This window comes from Cyanobium sp. NIVA-CYA 375, assembly GCF_056108345.1.
Genome location: NZ_JBSYHW010000078.1, coordinates 1 through 9921, shown reverse-complemented (window position 1 = coordinate 9921; position 9921 = coordinate 1). Strand labels below are relative to the sequence as shown.

Here is a 9921-nt window from a genome sequence, read left to right as displayed (position 1 = left end):
GTCGGGCTCGCCCTGCACCAGCACCTTGCCGGTGAATTCGGTGAAGACCGTGCCGTCGCCCTGGGGTGAGATGAAGCGCTAGAAGTGCGCGCCTTCGGCTATTTGCTTGGCGAATTACTAGAGCGCATTGATCCCGAATTTCACATACTCCTCCCATCGCTACAAGCGCTGCAACTCCGCTGCGTGGCGCCAGATGCTGCGAGCCGACCCCCGTTCGCCGAGCTGGTAATAACGTTGGAATCACTGCAAACTAAGCCCACTGTTTAGGCAGCGGCTTGGTTGTGGTCAGCAGATTCCAGCCACACTGCTACTCACAAGCAAGCAGGAGGCCCCTGTGTCGCGCACCCTCTGCATCCCCCATGTGCCAGGTGACGTGGCCGCCCGTCGTGCCGACAACGCCGAGCTGCTCCAGGCGCTGCCCTCAGCCCCCATCGACATCAGCGAGTTTCTCGAGGCCCTACGCCAGAGCCGCGCTTAACACTGATGGTGGTGGCCAGGGAGCCTTGCACCGGCTGAAATCCAACACTAGAGCCGGAAAAACACCGTATAATTGCCGTATTACCTATGGGGCGCCATGGCCACCACTCGCCTTGAGGTTCGCCTCAACGACCAGGTCAATAAGCGCCTCGAAGCCCTCGCTGCTGCCGAAGGTCTCACCAAAACCGACGTGTTTCGTCGCGCCCTTGCTCTCTACATGCTCGCCAAACAACAGGAGGAAGCCGGAGCCCGTCTGCAGTTCGCCCTCGGGGATCAGGTGGAAACCCTGGTAAACATCTGATGGATGACATCACCGCTGCCTACGCCCGCGAGCTGCAGTCGGCGATCAGCGGAATTGAAATCAGAACCCCAGAGCACCCTGCCGACCGGGCCCAACGCCACCGCATCGAGCGCATTGCGGTTTGGATGATTGCCGCCACTTCCGCGTTCGCGGCCTTACTGATCGTGTTCAGCCTGTTTCGCCCGGTTCCGGAGAAACGCATCGACTGGGGCACCGGCATTCTGCAGCTGGTGCTGGGCGGGGCTGTTGGTTTTGCACTCAAGCGCTCTCCATGAGGATGCCTTCCGACCCCAGCGGAGGGCCGGATTCTGAGGTCAAGGCGGCGGCCCTGCCTTGGGAGGACTTCTTTTTGCCTACCTCCACCGTGGACGATTGCTTTCTGGCACATCGTGCCTTACAGGAGCAGGCCGATCGCGAACCGCTCTGAACTCACCTGCCCGCAGGTCTTAGAACAATATGCAGCATCACGGCAGAGCTTTGCCATCACGGGGATCTTCGCGATTGGTTCTCGCCTCCGCGCAATTCATCGCCAATTATTATGCAATGGCTGCATCAACTCCAGGCCTGAAGCGGCTCCTGCGCCTAGCCTGCCTCCACAGCCCAGGGTTGGTGCAACTGCAGAGCCGATGAGCATTCACCTCGAAGTTGCCTTCGAAAATGAGGTCTGCGAGCACCTCGCCAGCCACGGCTGGCACTACGACAACGGCAGCGCCTCCCACTACGACCGCAAGCTGGCCCTCTACCCGCCAGACCTGACCGCCTGGCTTGAGGAGTCGCAGAAGGGCGCCTGGGATACCTACAAGCAGAAGAACGGCAGCAAGGCAGAGACCAACCTGCTGCAACGCATTCGTGAACAGCTCGACCAGCAAGGAACCCTCGACCTACTGCGCAACGGCATCGAGGTGATGGGTCTACCCAAGGCCCTCAAGCTGGCCGAGTTCAAGCCCGCCCTAGGCCTCAACCCAGAAATCCTGGCCCGCTACAACGCCAACCGCCTGCGCGTGATCCGTCAGGTGCGCTACTCGCTGCACAACGAAAACAGCATCGATCTGGTCCTCTTCCTCAATGGCATCCCAGTCGCCACCGTTGAACTCAAGACCGACAACACCCAATCCATAGAAGACGCTGTCTGGCAATACAAATCCGACCGCCTGCCCAAGCTCACCGGCAAAACCCCCGAACCCCTGCTGAGTTTCCCCAGCGGAGCACTGGTGCACTTCGCCGTGAGCAATCGAGAAGTGCGCATGACAACGAAGCTGGCTGGCCCGGCGACCGTGTTTCTGCCCTTCAACAAAGGCAGCGACCCTGGCGACAAAAACTGCGGCAAGGGCAACCCCCTCTGCGATGGCCACCAAACCGCCTACCTATGGCAGGAGGTGTGGGAGAGGGAGAGCTGGCTTGAAATCCTAGGCCGCTACTGCATTGCCGAGCGAAACAAGAAGAAGCAAATCAAGCGGATTCTCTTCCCCCGCTATCACCAGCTCGTGGTCACTCGCCTGCTGCAGGAGGCCGTGAGGAATGAAGGCTCTGGCTCGAAATACCTGATTCAGCACTCGGCCGGCTCTGGCAAAACCAACTCCATCGCCTGGACCGCCCACTTCTTCTCCGAGCTGCACGACGCCGATGACAGGAAGGTCTTCGATTCGGTGCTGGTGGTCAGTGATCGAAACGTCATCGACACCCAACTGCAGGAAGCCCTCGAATCGTTTGAGCGCAAGAAGGGCGTGGTGGCTTCGATCACAACGGAGAAGGGCATAAAAAGTGACCAACTGGCAACGGCCTTAGGCGGGGACAAGAAGGTGGTGGTTTGCACCATCCAGACCTTCCCGGCCTTGATGAACAAGATGCAGGAAATGACGCTTAAGGGCGGTAAGCGGTTTGCTGTCATTGCCGACGAGGCCCACAGCTCCCAGACCGGCCAGGCTGCCGAAAAGCTCAAGAAAGTGCTCAGCGCCTCAGACGTTGCCGACCAGGGCGACGGCGCTGAAGTCTCCATAGAAGACGTACTGGCGACCCAGATGGCCGAGCGGGTGAAGCAAGACAGCATTACCTACGTCGCCTTCACTGCCACGCCAAAAGCCAAGACCATGGAGCTGTTCGGCCGGCGACCCAACCCCCATGAACCCGCTGGAGAGGGGAACCTGCCCGAACCCTTCCACGTCTATTCGATGCGGCAGGCGATTGAGGAGGGCTTCATCCTCGATGTACTTCAGAACTACACCACATATTCCCTCGCCTTCCGCTTGGCCCATGACGGCCAGAGCTATTCAGAGGAAGAGGTGGACCAGAGCGCAGCCAAGAAGAAGCTCATGGGCTGGGTGAAGCTTCACCCCCACAACATCGCCCAGAAGGTGCAGATCATCGTGGAGCACTTCCTCAGGTTTGTGGCGCCCCTGCTCGATGGCAAAGCCAAGGCGATGGTGGTGGTGGGCTCGCGCAAGGAGGCGGTGCGTTGGAAACTCGCGATCGACAAGTACATCAAGGCCAAGGGCTACCCCCTGGGCACCCTGGTGGCCTTTAGCGGTGACGTTGACGACAAGGAGTCTGGCCCTGATCCCTTCAACGAGAAGAGCAGCAGCTTGAACCCAGGCCTTAAAAGCGACATCCGCGAGGCTTTCCAGGGTGAGGATTACCAAATACTGCTGGTGGCAAATAAGTTTCAAACCGGCTTCGATCAGCCGTTGCTCTGCGGTATGTACGTGGACCGCCGGCTATCCGGCATCCAGGCCGTGCAAACCCTCTCACGCCTGAACCGCTGCTCCCCTGGCAAGGAAACCACCTATGTCGTGGACTTTGCCAATGAACCAAACGACATCCTGAATGCTTTTAAGGCCTACTACGAGACCGCTGAGCTGGCAGAAGCAACAGACCCAAATCTGATTCTCAGCCTCAAGGCCAAGCTAGATAGTCAGAACCACTACGACGAATTTGAGGTGGATCGGGTGGTGAAGGTACTGCTCTCCCCTGGTAGCAAGCAGAGTGAACTGATCGGGGCACTGGAGCCTATTGCCCAAAGGCTGATGCACGCCTTCAAGGAAGCACGCCTGGCCAAGCGCAATGCAGAAGATGCCGGCGAACCAGATGGAATCAATAAGGCGAAGGACGAACTAGACGCCCTCACCCTGTTCAGAAGCGACCTGGGCACCTACGTGCGCTTCTACACCTTCCTCTGCCAAATATTCGATTACGGCAACACGACGCTGGAGAAGCGGGCGCTGTTTTTCAAGCGGCTACTGCCGCTGCTGGAGTTTGAGCGGGAGATCCCCACGGTGGATCTCTCCAAGGTGGTGCTCACCCACCACACGCTGCGGAACAAGGGCGAACGGCGACTCGACCTATCCCAGGGTGACGCCGAGAAGCTGGCAGGCCTCGCACCCGGCGGCGGCTCGGTGCAGGACAAGGAGAAGGCCCTGCTGGCTGAGATCATTGCCAGGCTCAACGACCTGTTCACCGGCGATCTCACTGACGCCGACGAAGTGACTTACGTGTGTTCAGTAATTCGCGGCAAATTGCTGGATTCCCCCACCCTGCAGCAGCAGGCTTCCGCAAACAGCAAGGAGCAGTTCGGCGCATCTCCTGATCTGGGCAGCGCCCTAATGGACGCGATCATCAGCGCCCTCGATGCCCACCAAGCAATGAGTAGCCAAGCTCTCAACTCCGCCGCCACCCGCGACGGCATCAAGGATGTCCTGATCAACAAGACCGGCCTCTACGAAGAACTGCGTGAACGCGCCGCCGCTGCCTGATCGGCCACCTTGGCTAGTCGCCTGGGCTTGATTGATGCCGCCGTGGAGCGGGCCCTCAATGCCCGCTAAGCAACCTGCCTCGCCACAGGGTTGGAGCGGATGCGCTCAAAAGCCGAACGCATCTCTGTAAGAAATTGCCGGCCCAGGCCGGGCTGCCGGGTTTCGTACCAGCGGGCCGCTGCACCGGGTGGCATGGACCTCCCATCCGTAGCGGTGGCAATAGAGAACCAAAAGGGAATGCCGATGATCGTCACAAACCAGAGCACGTTGAGCCGACAGCGCAGCACGAAATCTTCCGCGGTGCTCCTAGCCTGGTAACAGGGGAGATCGCTAAAGCGTGGCCAAGGTACTTATTAAATCTCCCAAATTCTGGAGATTGAATTGACGCCTCTCCATCACTATTTGAGTAACTTGCAGAAAATGAGCCGACTTTCGTAGCAGCCATGCCAGATGAGACCACTCCAGACGAGAGCATGCCCGGCGGAAGACCATCCCATGTAGTCGTCGTCGGAGCCGGGTGGGCTGGCTGGGGCGCAGCCAAGGCACTCTGTGAAGCCGGTATTCGTGTCAGCTTGATTGATGGGATGCCCGATCCAACAGGCAGCACACCAATCACAACCAAAAGTGGCAAACCTTTCGAGGCAGGCACCAGAGGTTTTTGGAAAGACTATCCCAACATCAACGCCCTAACTGATGAACACGGTGCTGGCGATATCTTCACTGACTTCACAACCAGTGCCTTCTGGTCTCCCGATGGGTTAGAAGCAACAGCGCCTGTTTTTGGAGATGCACCCCAATGGCCGAGTCCCCTTGGCCAAATGGTGGCAACAATCACCAACTTCAAGCGATTACCCATTCAAGATCAGCTCAGTATCGCAGGGCTTCTCTATGCGATGCTTGATCTCTATCGCAGCAACAAGACTTTTCAGCAGTACGACGATCTCGATGCACAATCACTATTTGTCAAGCTCGGCATCAGCGATCGACTCATCAATGAGTTCTTGCGCCCCACCTTGCTGGTTGGCTTGTTCAAGCCGCCAGAAGAGCTTTCGGCCGCGGTCACCATGGAGCTTCTCTATTACTACGCCCTGGCCCACCAAGACTCATTTGATGTCCGTTGGATCAAGTCAAAAAGCATCGCTGAACATCTGTTTGCTCCCCTGAGTAGAAGGCTGATCTCCCGCCATCATCTGCAGGTCCTTGGGGGAACCTTGGTGAGCCGGGTGAATGTGTCGCCCGAATCGCAGCGCGTCAGCTCGGTTGAGCTTATGAACCTGGAGACCAAATCAGTTCTGGTGATTGACGAGGTGGATGCTGTGGTCTTGGCCGTTGGTGCAAAAGGGCTTAAGTCTCTGATGGCTCAATCTCCAGAACTCAGTAAGGCAGCACCAGAGCTTGTTAGCGCTGCTTCGCTTGGTTCCATCGATGTCGTGTCAGCACGTCTATGGCTGGATCGGTATGTTCCAATCGCTTACCCAGCCAACGTGTTCTCCCGCTTCGAATCACTGAAGGGCTCTGGGGGCACTTTTTTCATGCTGGATCAGCTGCACAAGGATGCCCAACAGGCTCTATGGGGTGATGAGCAGCCCCAGGGCTCGGTGGTCGCCAGCGATTTTTACAACGCATCGGCTATCGCAGCGATGAGTGATCAAGAAATCATCGCTCTGCTTACGCGCGAGCTGCTTCCCATCGCTCATCCAGAATTCACCAATGCCAGGGTGGTTGATTCCGAGGTACGGCGCTATCCAAGCTCGGTGTCGCTCTTTTCTCCGGGCAGTTTCAGAAAACGGCCACCCTTGGAAACCTCAGTGCGCTCGATCGTCTGCGCTGGCGATTGGGTGCGGATGGGCGACAAAGAACATGGAGCCAAGGGTCTGTGTCAGGAACGAGCCTATGTGTGCGGGCTGGAGGCAGGTAACTCCCTGATCAGACGCAAGATTGTTGGCGGTGCCGGTCACTCCCATGCCGTTCTGCCTATTCGAGCAGATGAGCCACAAGTGGTTATAGGCCGTGCTCTCAACAAGCTCTTAATGGTTCCAATCGAAGCCCTTGGTCTGAAACTGCCGTGGTTCAACTCCTAACGAGTGCTGGACTGATGACCAAGCTCCTTCATTGCCATTGCCCTCTCGCTCGGGGTGTGTACACATCGCACGCTAGGCTTGCCAGCGCAGGAGCTCCTCCCAGGCTTCCTCAGGGCAGATCAGATCCCAGCAGCTGCCGAGCCGCTCTGGTGGCCGGGCCGTCCTTGCGCTGCCTGGTGCTGCTTGAGCGGAGCAGGATGGAGGTGGCTTGCATCGCAGGAAGGAGAAAAAACGCCCCCACTCGCGCCCACTAAGTCGCAGGGTTATGGCCGCCCGAGTGGCACCGAAAGGTGCATTCAGTAATTCCCACCGGGCCCACGACTTGGCCTTGACCCGGCTGGCGGCTGGGCGAACCATCGGGGAAGTGCTCTCCCCTGCGGTTCACCACCTCTGACCCTGAACGCCCGCAAACCAACAGGGTGAGAAAGCCGGGATTAGGTCCCAGGTATGGCCAGGGCTTGCCGCTTGGGTTCGAGCTCACAGCGCAGCACCAGCAACTCATGCCTGGCCAGCAGCCTCTGATCGAGCGCTTCCACCCTCACCAGGCACTCGCGGATGTCGGGCTGCACCTCTTCTTTTACGAGGGTGATTTCCTTTTCTCCATAGGGCTGCTCGCTCCAGGACCGGAGCAAGCTCTACTTGCGGAACTGCCCATTCGGCTGCCGGCCATCCAGTACCAAAGGCGCCAGTGGCGATAGCATTGCTATCGACGCTGTGATGGAGCCATGCCTGATTTGTTGGTGCGCGGTGTCGATGACGACCTGGTCCAGGCGCTCAAGAAGCGGGCCGGGGCCCACGGCCGCAGCCAGGAAGCTGAACTGCGGGCAATCTTGGCCGATGCGCTGCTGAGCCCACCGCGGCGCAACCTGGCGGACCTACTGGCTGCCATGCCGGATGTTGGGGTAGACGCCGATTTCCAGCGCCAGGACGATCAACGTGTGGCGGCTGATGTTTTTGATTGACACCAACGTGATCAGCGAGGCCCGTAAGGGCCGCCGCGCTGATGCGGGTGTGCAGGCCTTCTGGGCAACTGCAGCCCGAGGCAACACCCCGCTGTTTCTGGCCGCCATCACCATTGGTGAGCTGCGGCGTGGAGTGGAGTTGATTCGCCACCGGGGGGATCAACCGCAATCTCAAATGCTGGAGCAGTGGCTGACTGAGGTGTTGCAGACCTACGGCGATCGAGTGCTGGACCTTGATGGCGATGCGGCCCAGATTTGGGGGCGACTGCGGGTGCCCAATCCCCACAACGCCATCGATAAGCAGATCGCTGCCATCGCCCTGCTGCACGACCTCACCGTGGTGACGCGCAACATTGATGACCTCGCTGGCTGCGGAGTGCGGCTGCTGAATCCGTTTCAGGGCCTTTGATGGCCGGATGGACCCATCGGCCCGATCGGATGTTCAACCCTCAACTATCCATCCGCGTCAGCGCTATTTCGCCCTGCAGCACAAGTCCACCGGGGACGATCCAGCAGCGGTGTGCAGCCCGGCCATGCCTGCAATAGCCATCACCACGTCGCCAGCACCATCAGGTGCGTGAGATCGGCCGCGCCGCAGTAGCCGGATCGCGCTGGAACAAACCGTCGAGGTAATGGCGGCTGACGGCCCGGTCCTTGCAGCCGTGCTGAAGCAGGAAGCCCGCAAGCGCTGCCTGCAGTACACGGTACTGGTCCCAGTTGGGATGGCTGCTGATGAACTCCCGCATCGCCTGGTACAGGTCCTCCGGGAACTCATTGACGACGCTCACGTGGACCGGGAGATGGTCTGGGATCTGGCTCATGCGTTCGTCAAGTTGACGACTCCATCAATCCACGGCCAGGGCGCTTCCGTCAAAGCGGCGGAATGACTGCGCGATTAGTGCGTCTTACTACTGGAATCAATGGCTGGCGCTGCTTTTCGGCCGGTGCGGGGCTGCTTGTCCTCACAGCAAGCCGCCGCCTAGAGCTCGGTCAAGGGGGAGAGAGGTTTTCCCCACGACCAGTGGCACTGGAGGCATCGATGGCTGGGTCTCAGCCGGACAACCTGTGGAAAAGCCCTTGGTTATGGTGGGAAAGCGCTGATTTCCGGGGAAAACGCAATCGCTCAGCAGTGCTGATGGATGGCCTTTTCTGCTGCAGCAATCCCTATTGCCTGCCCGGTTAAGCCGCCGCGTTTGCCGCCGGATCTGAGCCGCTCAGCTCAGAACCGCCTAGCTCAGAACCACTCCACTAGCGCTTCTTCCTTGCTGTTTACCTGCGCCTCTGGCGTGCTGCGCTGGAACTCCAGCCAAAAAGAGCGTGGCTGGGCCAGGCCACGGCCTGATTCACTGCGGCCACTGGCCCACAGACCCGCGCCAGAAGCGGAGCCAAGCCACTGATCCCCCAGCTGACCAGCGCTCCCCTGCTCATGTCATACCTCCGACCCCAAGCGCCGGCGGCTCGGACTAGCCGCAGTGGACTGGCGGTACATGAGCTCGTGCTCAACACCGCCGCTGCTCTCGCTCTGCGCAGGCTGCATGCTGGAGAGCACTGCCGGCAGCACATCGAGTGGGAAAGGCACGAACAGATCAGCCACCACCTCAGCCATAACCACAACAGAGGACGCCCTAGAACTCCGCAGTGACCACCGTCAACTCAGCAGCCTTGATGGAGAACTCTGATCTCAGGCCCGTGCACTGGCAGCTGCCTGCGGCGCTACTCGACGCCCTCGAACATCAGGCCGGCACCGAGGGGCTACCGCCAGACCAGATCGCCGCCCGAATACTGGAGGCTGGTCTGATCGAGCTGGGCATGATGCCCAATGGCCGCTGCTCCGTGCGCACCGGCCTCTGCGGCAGCGGACCTGTTCCACTGGCGCTGCAGCAGAACAGCGGAGCCACCTGAACCGCTCGGTTATCGCGGGCGCATTACCAGCAGTTCCTGCCCTCCAGCAGCCATGGGGATGTCTATGGCTTCACCCTCGGAGAAACCGGCTGGATTACACAATCATTTGCTGATTGTCTTCCTGCCCTGATGATCTTCCCGGCGCTGGTCGCTCCGCTCCAGCACTTCCAGGCTGCGCAAAGTCAACGGTGCACTGCAGGCCATTGCTTCCTGGCTTTGCAGCTCCAGCAGCAGGGCCATTACACCCGCTGCTCCATCTGCCTGCCCCCAGCTCAGCACAAGCTTCTGATCACAGGAGTCGCGGCGCGATCGCTGGCCTGGGCCGTGAGGCCGGTGGGGCCGCAATAGGCCACTGCAAGGTGAGCTGACTGGAATAAGGGCACCTCGAAAAAAGAGGAATTCCAAGCCTGCAGTCATCTACAAAAAAACGCCTTACGGCGCCAAGGGGTCTA

The 9921-nt window shown here is 59.5% G+C and carries 13 protein-coding genes; 8 read left to right on the top strand and 5 right to left on the bottom strand.

What is annotated here, in order from left to right; genetic code table 11:
* The first annotated feature begins 334 nt into the window (after window positions 1-334).
* The 4 genes from AC01FP_RS14420 (at window position 335) to AC01FP_RS14405 (ending at window position 4524) form a co-directional block, all read left to right on the top strand.
* Window positions 335-478, top strand: coding sequence for a hypothetical protein (locus tag AC01FP_RS14420; protein WP_474481259.1), 144 nt, complete (start codon window positions 335-337; stop codon window positions 476-478).
* A gap of 96 nt (window positions 479-574) precedes the next feature.
* On the top strand, window positions 575-778 hold the full coding sequence (locus AC01FP_RS14415; protein WP_474481257.1) for a ribbon-helix-helix protein, CopG family: 204 nt from the start codon (window positions 575-577) through the stop codon (window positions 776-778).
* Entirely contained in the window at window positions 778-1053 is a 276-nt protein-coding gene (locus AC01FP_RS14410) for a hypothetical protein (protein WP_474481255.1), read from the top strand. Before AC01FP_RS14415 ends, AC01FP_RS14410 begins: the two co-directional genes overlap by 1 nt.
* Window positions 1054-1404: 351 nt before the next feature.
* Window positions 1405-4524 (top strand): type I restriction endonuclease subunit R, encoded by a 3120-nt coding sequence (locus AC01FP_RS14405; protein ID WP_474481252.1) that lies wholly within the window; start codon window positions 1405-1407, stop codon window positions 4522-4524.
* Between the two features lie 65 nt (window positions 4525-4589).
* Here the strand turns inward: AC01FP_RS14405 and AC01FP_RS14400 are convergent, their stop codons facing one another.
* Complete coding sequence (locus AC01FP_RS14400; protein ID WP_474481248.1) at window positions 4590-4811, bottom strand: hypothetical protein; 222 nt, start codon at window positions 4809-4811, stop codon at window positions 4590-4592.
* Window positions 4812-4967: 156 nt separating this feature from the next.
* On the opposite strand from AC01FP_RS14400, the gene AC01FP_RS14395 reads away from it, so the two are divergent.
* Window positions 4968-6605, top strand: a complete 1638-nt coding sequence (locus tag AC01FP_RS14395; protein ID WP_474481246.1) for a hydroxysqualene dehydroxylase — start codon at window positions 4968-4970, stop codon at window positions 6603-6605.
* Window positions 6606-7039: 434 nt separating this feature from the next.
* On the opposite strand, the gene AC01FP_RS14390 is transcribed toward AC01FP_RS14395, so the two are convergent.
* Complete coding sequence (locus AC01FP_RS14390) at window positions 7040-7237, bottom strand: hypothetical protein (protein ID WP_474481244.1); 198 nt, start codon at window positions 7235-7237, stop codon at window positions 7040-7042.
* 93 nt (window positions 7238-7330) lie between these two features.
* Between AC01FP_RS14390 and AC01FP_RS14385 the strand changes: the two genes are divergently transcribed.
* A complete protein-coding gene (locus AC01FP_RS14385) occupies window positions 7331-7567 on the top strand; it encodes a FitA-like ribbon-helix-helix domain-containing protein (protein WP_474481241.1) in 237 nt (78 codons plus the stop codon).
* On the top strand, window positions 7554-7976 hold the full coding sequence (locus AC01FP_RS14380) for a PIN domain-containing protein (RefSeq protein WP_474481239.1): 423 nt from the start codon (window positions 7554-7556) through the stop codon (window positions 7974-7976). Before AC01FP_RS14385 ends, AC01FP_RS14380 begins: the two co-directional genes overlap by 14 nt.
* A gap of 160 nt (window positions 7977-8136) precedes the next feature.
* Here AC01FP_RS14380 and AC01FP_RS14375 read toward each other — a convergent pair whose 3' ends face one another.
* Together AC01FP_RS14375 and AC01FP_RS14370 are read right to left on the bottom strand one after the other, a co-directional pair.
* A complete protein-coding gene (locus tag AC01FP_RS14375; protein ID WP_474481236.1) occupies window positions 8137-8388 on the bottom strand; it encodes a DUF2811 domain-containing protein in 252 nt (83 codons plus the stop codon).
* Between the two features lie 608 nt (window positions 8389-8996).
* Entirely contained in the window at window positions 8997-9173 is a 177-nt protein-coding gene (locus AC01FP_RS14370) for a hypothetical protein (RefSeq protein ID WP_474481234.1), read from the bottom strand.
* Window positions 9174-9232: 59 nt separating this feature from the next.
* Between AC01FP_RS14370 and AC01FP_RS14365 the strand changes: the two genes are divergently transcribed.
* The gene (locus tag AC01FP_RS14365; protein WP_474481231.1) at window positions 9233-9469 is read left to right on the top strand and encodes a hypothetical protein; all 237 of its coding nucleotides are present in this window, start codon (window positions 9233-9235) and stop codon (window positions 9467-9469) included.
* A 102-nt stretch (window positions 9470-9571) separates the two neighbouring features.
* Here the strand turns inward: AC01FP_RS14365 and AC01FP_RS14360 are convergent, their stop codons facing one another.
* Window positions 9572-9709 carry a hypothetical protein gene (locus AC01FP_RS14360; protein ID WP_474481229.1) on the bottom strand — a complete coding sequence of 46 codons (138 nt, stop codon included), beginning with the start codon at window positions 9707-9709 and terminating at the stop codon, window positions 9572-9574.
* Window positions 9710-9921: the final 212 nt, after the last annotated feature.